Here is a 16,558-nt window from a genome sequence, read left to right as displayed (position 1 = left end):
GCCGCTGGCAGCACCCGCCGTCCGGGGTCCGGTTGCCCGCCGGACCAGCTCGTGAAAATTTTCACAAAAGCGTCTATACTGGCGTGCATGGCACCTACCCCTGCGCTCTCGGACCGTCCCCGCACCCTGGTGGTCGGCGGCGGTTATGTCGGCCTTTATGTGGCCCTGAAACTCCAGAAGAAGGTCAAGTCCCACGGCGGGATCGTCACCCTGGTGGACCCGCTGCCCTACATGACCTACCAGCCGTTCCTGCCCGAGGTGGCGGCCGGCTCGATCGAATCCCGGCACGCGGTGGTCTCGCACCGGATGCACCTGAAGCAGACCGAGGTCATCACCGGCTCGGTCACCGCCCTTGACCACGAGGCGCGCACCGCAACCATCGAGTCCGCCGACGGCGTGTCCTTCGAACTGCCCTACCAGGACGTGGTGGTGGCCGCCGGCGCGGTGACCCGGACCTTCCCGATCCCGGGCTTGGCCGAGAACGGCATCGGCCTGAAGACCATCGAGGAGGCGCTCGAGCTGCGCAACACCGTGCTGGGCCGGATTGAGGCCGGCTCCGTGCTGCCCGAGGGCAGCCCCGAGCGCGCCCGCGCCCTGACCTTCGTGGGGGTCGGCGGCGGCTTCGCCGGGATCGAGGCGATGACCGAGATCGAGGACATGGCCCGCAAGGCCGTGGAGCACAACCCGCGGCTGAAGCGTTCGGACCTGCGCTTCGTGCTGGTCGAGGCGATGGGCCGGATCATGCCCGAGGTCACCGAGGAACAGGCCGTATGGGTGGTCGAGCACATGCGCTCCCGCGGCATCGAGGTGCTGCTGAACACCTCCCTGGCCTCGGCCGTGGACGGGAAAATGGACCTGATCAACATGCCGGACAAGTCCCCGGCGCAGTCCTTCGAGGCCGACACCCTGCTGTGGACCGCCGGCGTGCAGGCCAACCCGGTGGTGCGCCACTTCGGCTTCAACCTGGATCCGCGCGGCCGGGTCACCGCCAACGCCGAGCTGCGCATCATCGATGCCGAGGGCCGGCCGGTCGAGGGCGCCTGGACCGCCGGCGACGTCGCGGCGGTGCCGGACCTGACCGGCGGCGGGGTGGGCGGGTACTGCGTGCCCAACGCCCAGCACGCGGTGCGCCAGGCCAAGCACCTGGCCAAGAACATCCTGGCCGAACGCTGGGGCGTGGGCCAGGTGACCGAGTACAAGCACCAGAACCTCGGCGCGGTGGCCGGCTTCGGCCTGAACAAGGGCGTGGCCAAGGTCATGGGCATCAAGCTCAAGGGCCCGCTGGCCTGGCTGGCCCACCGCGGCTACCACGGCTTCGCCATGCCCACCTGGGAGCGCAAGATCCGCGTCATGGCCGACTGGGCCCTCAACGGCGTCCTCGGCCGCGACACCACCGAGATCAGCGACATCGAAACCCCGTACCGCGCCTTCCGCACCGCCGCCACCCCGGCACCCAAGCCCGCCGAGGGCAAGGACACCGGAAAGGCCAAGGCCGGGAGCAAGTAGCGCGCTCCCGTCCGGACCCAGTCCGCCGTGACGGCGGGGACCGGTGCCGCAGCAGCGGCGCCCGTCCCCGCCGTCGTTGCATTCCGGGCCGGCAGCGGCTGTACTTCAACGGTGGAACTCAGAAGCGAACGCCCCGGCGACCGGGCAGCCATCCTGCGGCTCGCCGGCCGGGCCTTCGGCACCCAGGACGGCGCGGCCCCGCCCGAGCCGGCGCTGCTGGCCGCGTTGTTTGCCGCCGAAGAGTACATTCCTGAACTGTCCATCGTCGCCGAGCAGGCCCACGCGGTCGTCGGGCATTGCATCACCACCCGCGGCTGGATCGGCCGCGAGCCGGCACTCGGACTCGGGCCCCTGGCCGTGCTCCCCGAATGGCAGCGGCGTGGGATCGGGGCGGCCCTTTTGGCCGAGACCAGCCGGCGTGCAGCGGAGCTGGGGGAGCGGGTGATTGTCCTGCTCGGACACGCTGGCTATTACCCGCGGTTCGGCTACCGCCCGGCCGCCGAACTGGGCATCCTGGCCCCGGATCCGGCCTGGGGCGGGCATTTTATGGCGCTGCCGCTGGCTGCGGATGTCCCGGCCGGCCTCTTCCGCTACGCGGCTCCGTTCAACGACCTGTAGGGCGCATCGAGTACGCTTGTCACTGACCTTGCGGTCCGGCCCCAGTAGCCCAATGGCAGAGGCAGGAGACTTAAAATCTTCACAGTCAGGGTTCGAGTCCCTGCTGGGGCACAACACCGTCCCGCGGAGCCCCGGTGAGCGGGCAACGCGACCTTTCGGGACGGGAAGCGGCATCCCTCGACGACGTTCCGGCCGTAATGCGTGCAGCGGTTCATAATGCAGCGTGTCTCCTGCATTCGAACCGCTGCCCGGAGTGGAATCCGGGTGGCCCGACGGCGGCTTCAGCCGGTCAGCCGGGTTCTTTCCACGCCGCATGAGGGCGCCGCTGCGTCAACGGTTAACTCGCGGTGGACCTGCGCAAATGGACCGGTGGCGAGCGTTACAAGGATGTGACCCAAACGCCTTATTTTTCGCCGGATTATGCACTAGGTTCATTTTTACGGTATGCGGCTCAGCCCGAGGGCCGGAGCCAAGTGTTGGCCGACTTTTGGATCGAGGAGAACGCTATATGACTGCGACACGCATGGCAGTGCCCTCCGGCGGCAGCAATTCCGCCCGGGCCGGCAGGTTCGCTGCACTGGGACTCGGGATAGCGCTCTTCGCATCCGCGTGCGGAGGCGGGACGTCCGCTCCCACCAACGGCAGCACTTCGGGCGCGGCGGCCGGCCTCACCTGCCCGTCCAGCGGCCCGGGGGCCCAGTCCACCGAACATCCCACCGGCAACCCGGACCAGGTGCCGGCGTCGAAAGGCTCCACGGACACCCCGCTGAAGTTCGGTACGCTGCTGCCGACCACCGGAACGCTGGCCTACCTCGGCCCGCCGGAAATCGCCGCTGTCAACCTGGCCATCAAGGACATCAACGCCGCCGGCGGCGTCCTGGGCAAGGACGTGTCGGTGGTCCACCGCGATTCCGGCGACACCACCACGGACATCGCCACCCAGTCCGTGACGAACCTGCTCAGCCAGGGGGTCAACGCGATTGTCGGCGCCGCCTCCTCGAGTGTGTCGATGAACGTCATCGACCAGATCACCAAGGCCGGCGTCGTCCAGATCTCCGCGGCGAACACCTCGCCGGCATTCTCCACCTACGACGACAACGGGCTGTACTTCCGCACCGCGCCTTCCGATGTGCTGCAGGGCCGCACCCTCGGCAGCTACATGATCTCCTGCGGCGCCCAGACGCTGGGCATGATTGTGCTCAATGACCCGTACGGCACCGGCCTGCAGAAGAACGTCAAGGAGGCCTTCACCCAGGCCGGCGGCCAGGTGGTGGCCGAAGAGATGTTCAACACCGGCGACTCCCAGTTCGGCTCCCAGGTGGACGCCATTGTGGCGGCCAAGCCGGACGCCGTCGCCCTGATCACCTTCGAGGAAATCAAGAGCATCGCACCGCTGCTGCTGGCCAAGGGCATCAAGGCGGACCAGCTCTTCCTGGTGGACGGCAATACCGCGGACATGAGCAAGGACCTGGACAAGGGCACCATGGAGGGGGCCCAGGGCACCATCCCGGGCACCTTCGCCAAGGACGAGTTCCGCAAGCGGCTGGCCACCGTCGATTCCAAGCTGACCGACTACGCGTACGCCGGCGAGGCCTACGATGCAACCACTATCGTGGCGCTGGCTTCTGAAGCCGCCGGCAGCACCGACGGCAAGGCGATCGCCAAGCAGATGCAGGCAGTCACTGAGGACGGGGAGAAGTGCTACGACTTCGCCGCCTGCGTGACGCTGCTCCGCGAAGGCAAGGACATCGACTACGACGGCATCTCCGGTCCTGTCACCTTCGACAAGAACGGTGACCCGACCGAGGCGTACATCGGCATCTACAAGTACGACGCCAACAACGTGCCGAAGCCCATCCGCGAAGAGTTCGGCAAGCTCTAAACAATCTTTCCTCCCGTCACTCGCACTGACCCAGCAGGCCTCCGCCACCAGCGGGGGCCTGCTGCGTTAAGCCGAGGAATAGCTGCTCTCACCACGCAACTTGGGCGGGATAGGTGCTGTTCTGCGCCTCGAAAACAGCAACTATCCCGCCCAAGTTGGCGGGGAGAGGGGCGGGACGAGCTTAGGCGGAGTCTGCCAGGGTCCCGAGGTACAGCGCGATCACCTTCGGGTCCTTCAGCAGCTGGCGCCCGGTGCCGGTGTAGGCGTCCCGGCCCTGGTCGAGCACATAGCCGCGGTCACAGATCTGCAGGCAGCGGCGGGCGTTCTGCTCGACCATGATCACCGAGACCCCGGCCCGGTTGATCTCGTGGACCCGCAGGAAGGTTTCGTCCTGCCGCACGGGGGACAGGCCCGCGGAGGGCTCGTCCAGCAGCAGCACGGCCGGTTCCATCATCAGCGCCCGGCCCATGGCCACCATCTGGCGTTCGCCGCCGGAGAGCGAACCGGCCCGCTGCAGCCGGCGCCTGCCCAGCTCCGGGAACAGTCCGGTGACGAAGTCATAGCGTTCCTTGAAATCCTTCGGCCGCTGGAACATGCCCATCTGCAGGTTCTCTTCGATGGTCAGCGTCGAGAAGACATTGTTGGTCTGCGGCACGAACCCGAGGCCGCGGCTGACCAGCTTGTTGGCCTTGAGCCCGGTCAGATCCTGGCCGCGGACCACCACGGAACCGGAATGGACTTTCACCAGGCCGAACATGGCCTTCAGCAGCGTGGACTTGCCGGCCCCGTTGGGGCCGATGATACCGATCAGCTCGCCCTGGCGCGCCTCGATGCTGCAGCCGTTGAGGATGTTGACCCCGGGCAGGTAGCCGGCCACCAGGTCCGTCACCTTGACGACGGACTCGGTTCCCGCCTCCGCCGCTGCGGGTCCGGTCGCTGCTGTGCTCATCCCTCGTCCTTTCCGCTGTCCTCTGCGCGGCCGTCCTGCTCGGTGAGGTGCTGGCCGATGATTCCTTCGTCTTCGGTGCCGACCACCGATTCGTCGTCCCGGGCCAGTTCCGCTTCGAGTGCCTGCACGCCTTCGGTCTCGCCGAGGTCGACGTCGTGGTGGGCGCCCAGGTAAGCGTCGATGACGGCCTGGTCCTTCATGACTTCCGCCGGCGGGCCCTCGGCCACGACCTTGCCCTCGGCCATCACCACCACCCAGTCGGCGATGTAGCGGACCATCTGCATGTCGTGCTCGACGAAGAGCACCGACATGCCTTCGGCCTTGAGGTTCTTGATGTGTTCCAGCAGCGACTGGGTCAGTGCCGGGTTGACGCCCGCCATCGGCTCGTCCAGCATGACCAGCTTGGGCCGGGCCATCAAGGACCGGGCCATCTCCAGCAGCTTGCGCTGGCCGCCGGACAGCGAGGCCGCATAGTCGTCCCGCTTCGTGTCCAGCTTGAACTTCTGCAGCAGGACATTGGCCTGCTCGGTGATCTCCCGTTCCCGTCCGCCCCAGAGGTTCCTGAACAGGGCCTTGAACAGCCTTTCGCCGGGCTGGTCGGCGGCGCCCAGACGCATATTCTCCAGGACCGTGAGCTTGCCCATCACCTTGGTGAGCTGGAAGGTGCGGATCATGCCCATGCGTGCCACCTTGTAGGAGGAGACCCCGGAGAGCGGGTGGCCGTCGAAGGTCCATTCCCCGCTGTTGGGCTGGTCGAATCCGGTGAGCAGGTTGAAGAAGGTGGTCTTGCCGGCGCCGTTGGGGCCGATCAGGGCGGTGATCTTGTGCCGGGGGATCTCCAGATAGTCCACGTCTACGGCATTGATGCCGCCGAAGCGGCGGGTCACCTGCTTGGCCACCACGATCGGGTCCCGCTTCCGGCAGCCGGGCCCGGCCTCGCCTTGGGCGATGGGGCGGGTGTCCGTCATGTAGTCGCCCGTCTCCGGGGCGCCGGTGCCGTCGCTCATGTGAACGCCATCTCCTTTTTGTTGCCCAAGACGCCTTGCGGCCGGAAGATCATCAGCAACATGAGCGCGACGCCGACCATGATGAAGCGCAGCTGCCCGGCCTGGGTGGTGGTGATGAAGGTGATGTACCCCGCCTCGATGGCGCCGAAGAGCAGGCCCTGGGTGAGCGACAGGACCACCCAGAACATCATGGCGCCCAGCACGGGCCCGAGGACTGTGGCAGCTCCGCCGAGCAGCAGGCAGGTCCACAGGAAGAAGGTCAGCTCCGTGCCGTAGTTGGCTGGCTGGACCGAACTGCGCGGCAGGGTGAACAGGATGCCGGCGAGGGCACCGAACATGCCGCCGATGACGAGCGACTGCATCTTGTAGGAGTAGACGTTCTTGCCGAGGGACCGCACGGCGTTCTCGTCTTCGCGGATCCCTTTGAGCACGCGACCCCACGGGCTGCGCATCAGCAGCCAGACCAGGACACAGCACAATGCAACCAGCGCCCAGGCCGCGACCCGCACCCAGAGATCACGGTAGCTCAGCGTCACGAAGAGCAGGTTGTACCTGCCTTCGGGGAACGGGTTCAGGGCGTAGAAGCCGTTCGTGAAGCCGTTGAGGCCGCCGGCTGAGCCGGTGATGTCGGTTAGCCGGTTGGTGGTCACCACGTACCTGATGATCTCGGCGGCGGCGATCGTCACGATGGCCAGATAGTCCGCCCGCAGCCGCAGTGTGGGGATGCCGAGCAGGAAGGCGAAAAGGACCGACAAGACCAGGCCGACCAGCACACCTACCCAGAACGGAGCGTTGAAGGTGAGGGTGGAGATGGCCAGCCCATAGGCGCCCATGGCCATAAAGCCGGCCTGGCCGAAGTTCAGCAGGCCCGTGTAGCCGAAGTGCACGGCCAAGCCCAGGGCCCCCAGCGCGTAGGCGGCGGTGGTCGGGCTGATGATCTCGCCCAGGGCCCCGCTGAGAATGTTCAGAAAGTCCATGTACCTTCCTTCCTAACCCACGCGCTCTTTACGGCCCAGGATGCCCTGGGGCCGGAACAGCAGGACGATGATCATGATCAACAGCGCTCCGACGAACTTCAGGTCGGCCTCCAGCCACAGCGTCGAGATCTCGACCAGGATGCCCACGATCACGGAGCCGACCAGTGCACCGAACACGGTGCCGAGCCCGCCCAGGGTCACGCCGGCGAACATCAGCAGCAGGACCTGCTGGCCCATGTTGAAGGAGACCCCCGGCCGGTAGTAGGCCCAGAGGATGCCGCCCAGGGCCGCCAGCAGGCCGCCGACGGTCCAGACGATGCGGATGACGCGGTCGACGTCGATGCCGGAGGCCGAGGCCAATGCGGGATTGTCCGCGACGGCGCGGGTGGCCTTGCCGAGCCTGGTGCGCAGCAGCAGGAAGCCCAGCAGCCCGATCACCACCGCACTGATGACCAGGGACAGCAAGGTGGTCTGCGCGATGGACACCGGGCCCAGTGTGATCTGGGGGCCCTGCGCCCCCGGCAGCTGCTGGGTGCCGCCGCCGAAGAACAGCTGGATGGTGTACCGCGCGGCCAGGGCCAGGCCGATGCTCACGATCATCATGGGGACCAGCCCGGTGCCGCGCCGGCGCAGCGGACGCCACAGTCCGGCATCCTGCACATAGCCGGAAACGCCGCCGCCGATGACTGCCAGCACGGCAGCAAGCCAGGCCGGCAGGCCCAGGCCGGCCAGGAAGAACATCAGCACCGCGCCAAGGGTCACCATCTCGCCGTGCGCAAAGTTCGTCAGTCCGGTGGTGCCGAAGATCAGCGACAGCCCGACGGCGGCCAGCGCCAGCAGCAGACCGAAGCTCAGCCCCGCTACCAAGCGCTCGATGAGCTGCTCGCCGAAGTTCGCCCCCTGCACCTTGATGCCCTCGCCCAGCGGGAAGATGGCGCCGGCGTTGGAGGTGTTGGCGAACGTCACGGTGCGGGGATTCTGCGCTCCCGGGGCCAATGCCACGCCTTGGGGCAGCGTGCTCTCGATCAGTTCCACCTGGTACGTTCCCTGGACCGGAACCCCGATGGTCCAGGCACCCGAGGCGGAGGTCACGGTCTCGCCGCTGAACCCCTCGCCGGTGGCCCGGATGGTGACGCCGGGAACCGGTTGGCCATTATTGCGCAGCACGCCATTGATGGTGTTCGGGTACGCCTCAGGCGAGCTGGTCGACGGGCTGGGGGAGGATGTGGCCGGTGCCAGGGCAAGTGCACCCGGCGCGGACAGAAGTAGAACTGCAAAAAGCGTGACGAGCGCTGCGAACAAGCGGGGTAACGGGGCTAGCTTCGGCCTTGATCTCAAGTTCTGAACCTCCACCGCGTGAGGTGTCTGCCGGATTTCGGCAGATGCTGACGTGCCTGTGACCCTTGTCACCGGTGCGGATCATGTTACCCGCGGTTTGTGTTCGCCATGTTGCGGAACAGCCGCTTTAGATCGCGATTGGATAACAACTAGGGAACAATTTCCAGGCCCCGCCGGCGGCCGCAAGCGCAGCGGCGCTCAGAGGTAGAGACCAGTGCCGCTCTCGGTGGTTTCGGGCTGGGCCACCGCGTGCACGTCGCGTTCGCGCAGCAGGATGTACTCCTTGGAGTTGACCTCCACCTCGGCGCGGTCCTCCGGGTCGTACAACACGCGGTCGCCCACGCCTACCTGACGCACGTTCGGACCCGCAGCGACGACGTCGGCCCACGACAGCCGCTTGCCGATCACCGCTGTGGCCGGAATGACGATGCCCGAGGCCGAGCGGCGCTCGCTGGCGTCCTTGTCCGGCGAGACCAGGATGCGGTCGTGGAGCATCCGCAGGGGCAGCTTCCGGGTGGCGGAATCACGGCTGGAGGAGGGGGAATGGCTCTCGGTCACGCCTGTATTCTAGCCACTGGCGGCAAGCCCGCTGTGCCGGCGCCGGCCGCGGCCGGTGCGGCCGCCGGATTAAGGAACGGCAACGATTGGAGCCAAGGCGGCCGCACGGGGATAGTTTCGGTGTCCCGGATCGTTGCAATTGGTAGGGTCTGAACCAGGCCCTTTCCCAGATCATCCCAAGATGCCCCCCAGATGGAGGACAACAATAATGGCACTCGGTGGAAACCCGGTCTTCAACAATCCCAACGCGTTCCGCAAGGAGCCGCGGGGAGCGGCGGCGGGTTCGGCGGTGCTGGCCGGGCAGTCGCAGATCAGCAGCGAACAGCTGCAGGATCTGTACAACCGTCCCTCCGCCGGTCCGGCCCAGACCGGCCGGATGACCTACGACGACGTGATCATGAAGACGCTGGCCTGCCTGGCTCTGGTCCTCGTCGGTGCCGTCGTCGGCTGGATGGTTCCGGCCCTGATGGTGCCCGGCATGATCATCGGCCTGGTCCTCGGGTTGGTCAATTCCTTCAAGCGGCAGCCGTCCAAGGGCCTGATCCTGGCCTATGCGGCGGCGGAGGGCGTCTTCGTCGGTGCGCTGTCCATGGTGATCGACGCGCGGTACCCGGGCGTCGCGCCGCAGGCCGTCATTGGTACCTTCTGCGTGTTCGGGGTCACGCTGCTGCTGTTCAAGAGCGGCAAGGTCCGGGCCACGCCCAAGGCCATGAAGTTCTTTATGATCGCCATGCTCGGTTACCTGGTCTTCTCCCTGGTCAACTTCGCCCTGGTCATGTTCGGTGTGCTCGACAGCCAGTGGGGCGCGTATGGCGCCAGCATTTCGATCATGGGCATCAACGTTCCGATCGGTGTGCTGATCGGCCTGGTGGCGGTCGGGCTGGCCGCCTTCTCGCTGATCATGGACTTCACCGCGATCGAGGAGGGCGTCAGGGCCGGCGTGGACGCCCGGTTCGCCTGGACCGCCGCCTTCGGCCTGACGGTCACGCTCATCTGGCTGTACGTGGAAATCCTGCGGATCCTCGCCATCCTGCGCGGCCAGGACTGACACCCGCCCGTTGCACATGCGCCCCGGTCCGCTGGACCGGGGCGCACGCCGTTTAACGGGGCCCTCGGCAAGAGAGCTGCCCGGGGTCCCCGTGCGCGAAGCGTGCGGGGGAGGCAGTGAACGATAGCGCCAATCCGCCTCCCACCCCTCGCTGCGCTCGGGGCAGGGCCCTCGGCAAGAGAGCTGCCCGGGGTCCCCGTGCGCGAAGCGTGCGGGGGAGGCAGTGAACGATAGGCTGGGAGCCATGAGCCTTCAGCTACCGCAGCCGGCCACCGGCGAGCAGTTCGAGATTTCCCGCGCCGGCGCCCGTGCCGTGGTGACCGAACTGGCCGGCTGCCTGCGCCTGTTCGAACGTGACGGTGTGCAGCTGACCGAAACTTTTGGCGATGAAGAGATTCCGCCCGGCGCGACGGGAATCCTGCTGGCTCCATGGCCCAACCGGGTAGCAGGCGGGCAGTGGCTGCTGCACGGGCGCCGGCAGCAACTAGACATCACCGAGCCCTCGCTCGGCAATGCCAGCCACGGCCTGCTGCGCAATACCGGCTACCGCCCTGTGTCCCGGACGGCTGCCTCGATCCTGTTGCGCGCGGAAATCTTCCCGCAGCACGGCTACCCCTTCCGGCTCACGCATGAGGCCAGCTACAGCATCGACGGCGACGGCGGGCTGACCGTCACCCAGAGCCTGATCAACCTTTCGCCGGAGCCTGCGCCGGCGGCCTTCGGTGCGCATCCGTACCTGAGGCTGGGCGCCGTCGACACCGGCGAGCTGACGCTGACCGTTCCCGGCGCCTCCTGGCTGAGCTCGGACGAGAAGCTGATCCCGACGGGTAAGGTGGCCGCCGAGGGTCCGATGGACCTGCGGGCCGGGATCCAGGTGGCCGGGCGGTCCATCAATGCTGCGTTTACCGACCTCGCCCGCGGCAGCGACGGCCGGGCGCGCAGCACGTTGACCGCCCCGGACGGCCACAGCGTCTGCCTCTGGCAGGATGAAATATTCCCATACGTGCATGTTTTCGTCACGGACAACTTCCCCGGCCGTCCGGTGGCCGTGGCGCTGGAGCCCATGACCGCCCCTGCCAACGCCCTCAACAGCGGGGACGGGCTACGCTGGCTGGAGCCCGGCGCCAGCCTGTCCGGAAGCTGGGGGATTGCGGCAGCGCCGGCGCCCGAAAGGGCCTGATCCAGCCACTTCCGGCGGCCGGGACGACGCAATACATAACCGTCGGCGCATGACGGGCCGGATGTGAAACTATTGGACGTATGAGCCGGCCTTCGCCCGAAATCCGTCCCGCCCCCGGCCGCCTTCCCGGGGCCGTTCCCCACCATGCCCGGGAGGACGTCCCCTACGCGTTGCGGATTTCCGCGGCCTGGGCCTGGCGGGTGGGCCTGGTCGTCGTCGTTGCCGGCCTGCTGATCTGGCTGCTCAGCTACGTCTCCCTGCTGATCATTCCCCTGATGGTCGCGGCACTGCTGTCCGCGCTGCTCAGCCCGGTGGTCCGGTTCCTGAGCAAGGCCAAGGTGCCCCGCGGCCTGGCGGTCGCCATCACCATCATCGGCTTCCTCGGTCTCATCGGCGGAGCCCTTTCGCTGGTCGGCCGCCAACTGGTGGTCGGTTTCGGCGCGCTGTGGGACCAGGTGCTTGAAGGCCTGGTGCAGATCCAGACCTGGCTGACCGAGGGCCCGCTGCACCTGACAACCGCACAGCTGAACGACTACCTCACCGAAGGCCTGCGCCAGCTGCAGAACAACAGCAGCGCCATCTTTTCCAGCGCCCTGACCGTCGGTTCCACCGCCAGCCATCTGCTGGCCGGGATGCTGCTGACCATCTTCACCCTGATCTTCTTCCTGTTCGACGGCGGCCGGATCTGGTCCTTCCTGGTCCGGCTGCTGCCCCGGAAGGCGCGCACGCCGGCGGATGGCGCCGGCCGGCGCGGCTGGACGTCCATGGTGCAGTACATCCGGGTCCAGATGTTCGTGGCCTTCATCGACGCGCTCGGCATTGGTATCGGCGCGGCCATCATCGGGGTCCCTCTGGCCCTGCCGCTGGGCGTCCTGGTCTTCCTTGGGTCCTTCATTCCCATTGTGGGCGCGCTGGTCACCGGCTTCATTGCCGTGGTGCTGGCGCTGGTGGCCAACGGGTGGGTCAACGCCTTGATCATGCTGGCCATCGTGCTCGGGGTGCAGCAGCTCGAAGGGCACGTCCTGCAGCCGCTGATCATGGGCAAGGCCGTGTCGCTGCATCCGCTGGCAGTGGTGCTGGCCGTGGCCGGCGGCTCGATGGTCGCAGGCATCCCGGGGGCCCTGTTCTCCGTGCCGGTGCTGGCCATGGTCAATGCCGCGGTCCGCTACATCGCGGCCCGCGCCTGGGAGACGGATCCGGTGCTGCTGCAGCCGCCCGACGCCGCGGCCAGGGCCCGCGAACGGGATCAGGCAGCAGCCGCCGCGGCAGCCGGACCGGCTGCCGGACCCCAACCGGCAACAAGCCCCGAAACGGCCCCTGCGACCCGGCCGGCCGATACTGACGACGCCGCCGATGCGCAGCAGAGAAGAGGAACCCACTGATGACAGCTTTGACCCAATTGCCGGTCACCCTTGAGGACGTAGTCCAGGCCCGCCACCTGCTTGAGGGTGTGATTGAAGAGACTCCCGTCGAGCAGTCCCGGGCGCTGGGCCGGATGGTCGGGGCCGAGGTGTTCCTCAAGTGCGAGAACCTTCAGCGCGCAGGATCCTTCAAGGTCCGGGGCGCCTACGTGCGCATGGCCAAACTGACGGCCGAGGAACGTGCCCGCGGGGTGGTGGCGGCCTCGGCCGGCAACCACGCCCAGGGCGTCGCCGTGGCCGCTGCCCGGCTGGGCATCAAGGCCCGGATCTACATGCCGCTGGGCGTGGCCCTGCCGAAGCTGGCCGCCACCCGCGGCCACGGCGCCGAGGTGGTGCTGCACGGACACAACGTGGATGAGGCACTGGCCGAGGCGCAGCGCTACGCGGAGGAATCCGGGGCGGTCTTCGTCCATCCCTTCGACAACGCGGACATCATCGCCGGCCAAGGCACCCTCGGGCTGGAGATCCTGGAGCAGATCCCCAACGTGGACACCGTCCTGATGGGCGTCGGCGGCGGCGGCCTGCTGGCCGGTGTGGCCACCGCGGTCAAGGCCAAGGCCAGGGAGCTAGGCCGGGAGATCAAGGTCATCGGGGTGCAGGCCGAGAACGCGGCCGCCTATCCGCCGTCCCTGGCTGCGGACGCGCTGGTGCCGCTGAAGAAGGTCTCGACGATGGCCGACGGCATCGCGGTCGGCCGGCCCGGCCAGCTGCCGTTTGCCATCATCCGGGAACTGGTCGACGACGTGGTCACCGTCAGCGAGGATGCCCTGGCCCGGGCGCTGATCTTCCTGCTCGAACGCTCCAAGCTCGTGGTGGAGCCCGCCGGCGCCGTCGGCGTCGCCGCGCTGATGGAGGGCGTCATCGAGAACCCCGGCACCACCGCGGTCATCCTGTCGGGCGGAAACATCGATCCGATGCTGATGCTCAAGGTGATCCAGCGCGGTCTGTTCGCCTCCGGCCGGTTCATGTCGGTGCGCATGATGCTCGATGACCGTCCCGGTTCGCTGGCGCAGATCTCGCGGATCATCGCCGAGTCGGACGCCAACGTCACCCGGGTGGACCACACCCGGATCGGCGGCTCGATCAGCATGGGGGACGTGGCGATCACCATCGATATCGAGACCAAGGGGCACGAGCACTGCGAGCAGGTGCTGCGGAACCTGCGGGCCGAAGGCTTCCAGCCCATCGTGGTGCACTGATGCCGCGCGCAGTGTTGGCCAAGGAACCGTCGCGGGCCGCCCAGGCCCGCCGCGGCTTGCTGACGCTGGTCGCCTTCACCGCTGTCCTGTGGGCCATCCTGCTGGTCGACCTGGCCACCGGCGGGGTCATGAACTACCTGCTGGGTAATATTCCGCGCCGGCTGGACGGGCTGGACGGGGTGCTGTTCGGGCCGCTGCTGCATGCGGACGTCACCCACCTGGCCGGCAACAGCCTGCCGCTGATCGTGCTGGGCTTCCTGGTTTTCCTGGAGGGGGTCCGCCGGTTCGTTGCCGTGGTCGCCTCCAGCTGGCTGGTCTCCGGGCTGGGGGTCTGGCTCACCGGCTACGGGCTGACCGTGGGGATTTCCGGCGTCGTCTTCGGCCTGTTGGCGTACCTGCTGGTGCGCGGATTTTACAACCGCAGTTGGAAGCAGATCCTGCTGGCCCTGGTGGTCTTCGCCTTCTACGGCTCGGTGCTGTGGGGCGTGCTCCCGACGGCGGGGACCGGGGTATCCTGGCAGGCCCACCTCTTCGGCGCCGCCGGGGGAGTGCTGGCCGCCGTCCTGCTGCGCCGGGACCGGGATGGGAACCGGGCATAGCAAAGAGGGCGGGCCCGGCCGGGCGCGCCCTCTTTGCTATCCCTGCCGGCGTCAGCCGGCGTAGGGCTTGGCGGAAATGATCTCCACCGCGATCTGCTTGCCGTTGGGTGCGGTGTAGGTGGTGGAATCGCCGGCCTTCAACCCATGGATGGCGGCGCCCAGCGGGGACTTTTCGCTGTAGACATCGATGGCAGCATCGCCGGCCACCTCGCGGCTGCCCAGCAGGAAGGTCTCCAGATCGCCGGCGATCTTCGCTTCGATGACCATGCCGGGTTCGACGACGCCGTCGTCCGCCGGGGCTTCGCCGACATGGGCGTTGCGCAGCAGTTCGGTGAGCTGGCGGATCCGTGCCTCAGCCTTGCCCTGCTCCTCCTTGGCGGCGTGGTAGCCCCCGTTCTCCTTGAGGTCGCCCTCGGAGCGGGCCTGCTCGATGCGGGCAACGATCTCCGCACGGCCGGGGCCGGAAAGGTGATCCAGTTCAGCCTTCAGGCGGTCGTAGGACTCCTGAGTGAGCCAGGCGACGGGTGCGCTGGATGTGGACACGTACTTCTCCTTAGTTAATGCCGGGCCATCCCCTGGCCCGGCATGGTGACTCTCCGCCGGCAGCGGCCGCTTGACTGGCGGCCGCTACATGCAAAGACCCCGCCGTCCGGTGGATCATTCTCCTGGGAAATCCGTATGGTTCCCGGTGTCACCGGATGGGGCGGGGCGGAATGTATTGGTTAAGTGTAGTCAGGACCGGCTGGTTTTCCCAATGCCCGCAGCCGGCGAGGTGATGCCGGTGGAGCGGAAATCGGCGTCCAGGGGTGCGTCAGTGCTTGATAATCCAGCATGAGTTCACGCCGCCGGAGACACCATTGGATTCGAGCCGCAGCTGGACCCGGTGGGCGGTGGTCCGGCCGCCGTCGGCTCCTTCCTCCACGGCGTTGGGGCCGATCGTGACGGATTTCCAGCCGACGACGGCGTACTGCTCGTTCAGGACCTGGACGGCGCACTCGGCCGTGGCGGCGGGGTCCTTGGTAACCTCGAAGTCCACCATGGCCTGCAGCGGCTCCGACAGATGGAAACCGACATCCTTGGCCGATACCGGCGGGTTGCCGGAGATGGCCGCGACAACTGCGGCCGCTGCTACAGCCAGGCCCAGGGCCACGCCGGCGAGCACCTTGGGCGTCTTGCCTCCGGGGCGCCGCTTTTGGGTGCCGTAACGATTGGCTACGCTTGTTCCGGAAGAAGTCTCGGCAGCGGTGGGTCCGGTGGTGCTCACAATGCCTACTTTATCGTGTCAGGAAATCCCCCAGGACCTCAGGAGAGCCCGTTGAGCATCCCCGAACCCTTCTCCGCGGACCCCGCGGCAGTGAACGCGCCGGAGGGCCTGCGCCTGCTGGCCGTCCATGCGCACCCGGATGACGAATCCAGCAAGGGTGCGGCGACGATGGCCAGCTATGCGGCCTCGGGCGTCGAGGTCATGGTGGCTACCTGCACGGGCGGGGAACGCGGGGACATCCTCAACTCCGAGGTGGCCGGCGAGGCGCACGCTGACCGGGACCTGGCCGGCCTGCGGCGGCTGGAGATGGCCAATGCCGCCAAGGAACTGGGGATCACGCACCGCTGGCTGGGCTTCGTGGACTCGGGGCTGCCGGAAGGCGATCCGCTGCCGCCGCTGCCGTTCGGCAGTTTTGCCACCGTGCCCCTGGAGCGCGCGGCCGAGCCGCTGGTGCGGTTGGTCCGGCAGTTCAAGCCGCAGGTTATGGTCAGCTACGACGAGAACGGCGGCTATCCGCATCCGGACCACATCATGGCCCACAGGATCGCCGTCGAGGCGTACCACGCCGCCGGGGACGGGGCGAGGTATCCCGGGGCCGGCGAGCCCTGGACGCCGTCGAAGCTCTACTACGACCGCGCCTTCAATCCGGAGCGGTTCCGGGCGCTGCACTACGCGCTGGAGGAAGCCGGGCTCAAGTCGCCCTATGCCGCCCGGATCGCGGCCTGGCTCGAAGCGGACGCGGAGGGGCACCAGCCGCCGATGCCGCAGCATCCGACCACAACGCAGATCGACTGCGGGGACTTCTTCGAGCACCGCGAGCGGGCGCTGCTGGCGCACCGGACCCAGATCGAGCCCGGCGGATTCTTCTTCGCGGTCTCCGCGGACCTGCAGCGCAAGGTCTGGCCGTGGGAGGACTACTCGCTGATCGATTCCCGCGTGCCGGCCACCCCGCCGGAGACGGACTTCTTCGCTGGCCTACGATAGATACGGGTTAACCACCGCCTCCGGCCGG

The 16,558-nt window shown here is 67.7% G+C and carries 16 protein-coding genes and 1 tRNA gene; 10 read left to right on the top strand and 7 right to left on the bottom strand.

Annotation, left to right across the window (positions count from 1 at the left end):
• Nucleotides 1-87: 87 nt before the first annotated feature.
• From LVY72_RS01770 to LVY72_RS01755, 4 genes are all read left to right on the top strand, one after another.
• Nucleotides 88-1,506, top strand: coding sequence for an NAD(P)/FAD-dependent oxidoreductase (locus tag LVY72_RS01770; protein ID WP_237817728.1), 1,419 nt, complete (start codon nt 88-90; stop codon nt 1,504-1,506).
• A gap of 111 nt (nt 1,507-1,617) precedes the next feature.
• A complete protein-coding gene (locus LVY72_RS01765; RefSeq protein ID WP_237817727.1) occupies nt 1,618-2,124 on the top strand; it encodes a GNAT family N-acetyltransferase in 507 nt (168 codons plus the stop codon).
• Nucleotides 2,125-2,162: 38 nt separating this feature from the next.
• Nucleotides 2,163-2,235, top strand: a tRNA-Leu gene (locus LVY72_RS01760).
• Between the two features lie 397 nt (nt 2,236-2,632).
• Complete coding sequence (locus LVY72_RS01755) at nt 2,633-4,006, top strand: ABC transporter substrate-binding protein (protein WP_237817726.1); 1,374 nt, start codon at nt 2,633-2,635, stop codon at nt 4,004-4,006.
• Nucleotides 4,007-4,187: 181 nt separating this feature from the next.
• On the opposite strand, the gene LVY72_RS01750 is transcribed toward LVY72_RS01755, so the two are convergent.
• The 5 genes from LVY72_RS01750 to LVY72_RS01730 form a co-directional block, all read right to left on the bottom strand.
• Nucleotides 4,188-4,955 (bottom strand): ABC transporter ATP-binding protein, encoded by a 768-nt coding sequence (locus tag LVY72_RS01750; protein WP_237817725.1) that lies wholly within the window; start codon nt 4,953-4,955, stop codon nt 4,188-4,190.
• On the bottom strand, nt 4,952-5,962 hold the full coding sequence (locus LVY72_RS01745; RefSeq protein ID WP_237817724.1) for an ABC transporter ATP-binding protein: 1,011 nt from the start codon (nt 5,960-5,962) through the stop codon (nt 4,952-4,954). The genes LVY72_RS01750 and LVY72_RS01745 overlap by 4 nt, the downstream gene beginning before the upstream one ends.
• A complete protein-coding gene (locus LVY72_RS01740) occupies nt 5,959-6,939 on the bottom strand; it encodes a branched-chain amino acid ABC transporter permease (protein WP_237817723.1) in 981 nt (326 codons plus the stop codon). Before LVY72_RS01740 ends, LVY72_RS01745 begins: the two co-directional genes overlap by 4 nt.
• A gap of 12 nt (nt 6,940-6,951) precedes the next feature.
• Nucleotides 6,952-8,277 carry a branched-chain amino acid ABC transporter permease gene (locus LVY72_RS01735; RefSeq protein WP_237817722.1) on the bottom strand — a complete coding sequence of 442 codons (1,326 nt, stop codon included), beginning with the start codon at nt 8,275-8,277 and terminating at the stop codon, nt 6,952-6,954.
• Between the two features lie 198 nt (nt 8,278-8,475).
• A complete protein-coding gene (locus tag LVY72_RS01730; RefSeq protein ID WP_237818155.1) occupies nt 8,476-8,772 on the bottom strand; it encodes a GroES family chaperonin in 297 nt (98 codons plus the stop codon).
• A 271-nt stretch (nt 8,773-9,043) separates the two neighbouring features.
• Here LVY72_RS01730 and LVY72_RS01725 point away from each other — a divergent pair, with 271 nt between their 5' ends.
• The 5 genes from LVY72_RS01725 (at nt 9,044) to LVY72_RS01705 (ending at nt 14,282) form a co-directional block, all read left to right on the top strand.
• The gene (locus tag LVY72_RS01725) at nt 9,044-9,883 is read left to right on the top strand and encodes a Bax inhibitor-1/YccA family protein (RefSeq protein WP_237817721.1); all 840 of its coding nucleotides are present in this window, start codon (nt 9,044-9,046) and stop codon (nt 9,881-9,883) included.
• 244 nt (nt 9,884-10,127) lie between these two features.
• Nucleotides 10,128-11,063, top strand: a complete 936-nt coding sequence (locus LVY72_RS01720) for an aldose 1-epimerase family protein (protein ID WP_237817720.1) — start codon at nt 10,128-10,130, stop codon at nt 11,061-11,063.
• An 80-nt stretch (nt 11,064-11,143) separates the two neighbouring features.
• Nucleotides 11,144-12,445: an AI-2E family transporter gene (locus LVY72_RS01715; RefSeq protein WP_237817719.1), complete on the top strand. Its 1,302-nt coding sequence runs from the start codon at nt 11,144-11,146 to the stop codon at nt 12,443-12,445.
• Entirely contained in the window at nt 12,445-13,683 is a 1,239-nt protein-coding gene (gene ilvA, locus LVY72_RS01710; RefSeq protein ID WP_237817718.1) for a threonine ammonia-lyase, read from the top strand. Before LVY72_RS01715 ends, ilvA begins: the two co-directional genes overlap by 1 nt.
• Nucleotides 13,683-14,282 (top strand): rhomboid family intramembrane serine protease, encoded by a 600-nt coding sequence (locus LVY72_RS01705; RefSeq protein ID WP_237817717.1) that lies wholly within the window; start codon nt 13,683-13,685, stop codon nt 14,280-14,282. Before ilvA ends, LVY72_RS01705 begins: the two co-directional genes overlap by 1 nt.
• 51 nt (nt 14,283-14,333) lie before the next feature.
• Here the strand turns inward: LVY72_RS01705 and greA are convergent, their stop codons facing one another.
• Together greA and LVY72_RS01695 are read right to left on the bottom strand one after the other, a co-directional pair.
• On the bottom strand, nt 14,334-14,825 hold the full coding sequence (gene greA / locus LVY72_RS01700; RefSeq protein ID WP_237817716.1) for a transcription elongation factor GreA: 492 nt from the start codon (nt 14,823-14,825) through the stop codon (nt 14,334-14,336).
• A gap of 268 nt (nt 14,826-15,093) precedes the next feature.
• Nucleotides 15,094-15,546, bottom strand: coding sequence for a DUF4307 domain-containing protein (locus LVY72_RS01695; protein ID WP_237817715.1), 453 nt, complete (start codon nt 15,544-15,546; stop codon nt 15,094-15,096).
• A 57-nt stretch (nt 15,547-15,603) separates the two neighbouring features.
• Here LVY72_RS01695 and mca point away from each other — a divergent pair, with 57 nt between their 5' ends.
• Entirely contained in the window at nt 15,604-16,530 is a 927-nt protein-coding gene (mca, locus tag LVY72_RS01690) for a mycothiol conjugate amidase Mca (RefSeq protein WP_237818154.1), read from the top strand.
• Nucleotides 16,531-16,558: the final 28 nt, after the last annotated feature.

It is taken from the genome of Arthrobacter hankyongi (assembly GCF_022012395.1).
GTDB lineage: Bacteria > Actinomycetota > Actinomycetes > Actinomycetales > Micrococcaceae > Crystallibacter > Crystallibacter hankyongi.
This window is presented reverse-complemented; position numbering and strand designations above follow the sequence as displayed.

Bases quoted from the DNA above. Each gene is read 5' to 3' on its own strand.
- LVY72_RS01715 (WP_237817719.1), top strand. From the start codon at position 11,144: ATGAGCCGGCCTTCGCCCGAAATCCGTCCCGCCCCCGGCCGCCTTCCC.
- LVY72_RS01740 (WP_237817723.1), bottom strand. From the start codon at position 6,939: ATGGACTTTCTGAACATTCTCAGCGGGGCCCTGGGCGAGATCATCAGC.
- LVY72_RS01730 (WP_237818155.1), bottom strand. From the start codon at position 8,772: ATGCTCCACGACCGCATCCTGGTCTCGCCGGACAAGGACGCCAGCGAG.
- LVY72_RS01750 (WP_237817725.1), bottom strand. From the start codon at position 4,955: ATGAGCACAGCAGCGACCGGACCCGCAGCGGCGGAGGCGGGAACCGAG.
- ilvA (WP_237817718.1), top strand. From the start codon at position 12,445: ATGACAGCTTTGACCCAATTGCCGGTCACCCTTGAGGACGTAGTCCAG.
- LVY72_RS01725 (WP_237817721.1), top strand. From the start codon at position 9,044: ATGGCACTCGGTGGAAACCCGGTCTTCAACAATCCCAACGCGTTCCGC.
- LVY72_RS01755 (WP_237817726.1), top strand. From the start codon at position 2,633: ATGACTGCGACACGCATGGCAGTGCCCTCCGGCGGCAGCAATTCCGCC.
- LVY72_RS01720 (WP_237817720.1), top strand. From the start codon at position 10,128: ATGAGCCTTCAGCTACCGCAGCCGGCCACCGGCGAGCAGTTCGAGATT.
- LVY72_RS01745 (WP_237817724.1), bottom strand. From the start codon at position 5,962: ATGAGCGACGGCACCGGCGCCCCGGAGACGGGCGACTACATGACGGAC.
- LVY72_RS01705 (WP_237817717.1), top strand. From the start codon at position 13,683: ATGCCGCGCGCAGTGTTGGCCAAGGAACCGTCGCGGGCCGCCCAGGCC.
- LVY72_RS01770 (WP_237817728.1), top strand. From the start codon at position 88: ATGGCACCTACCCCTGCGCTCTCGGACCGTCCCCGCACCCTGGTGGTC.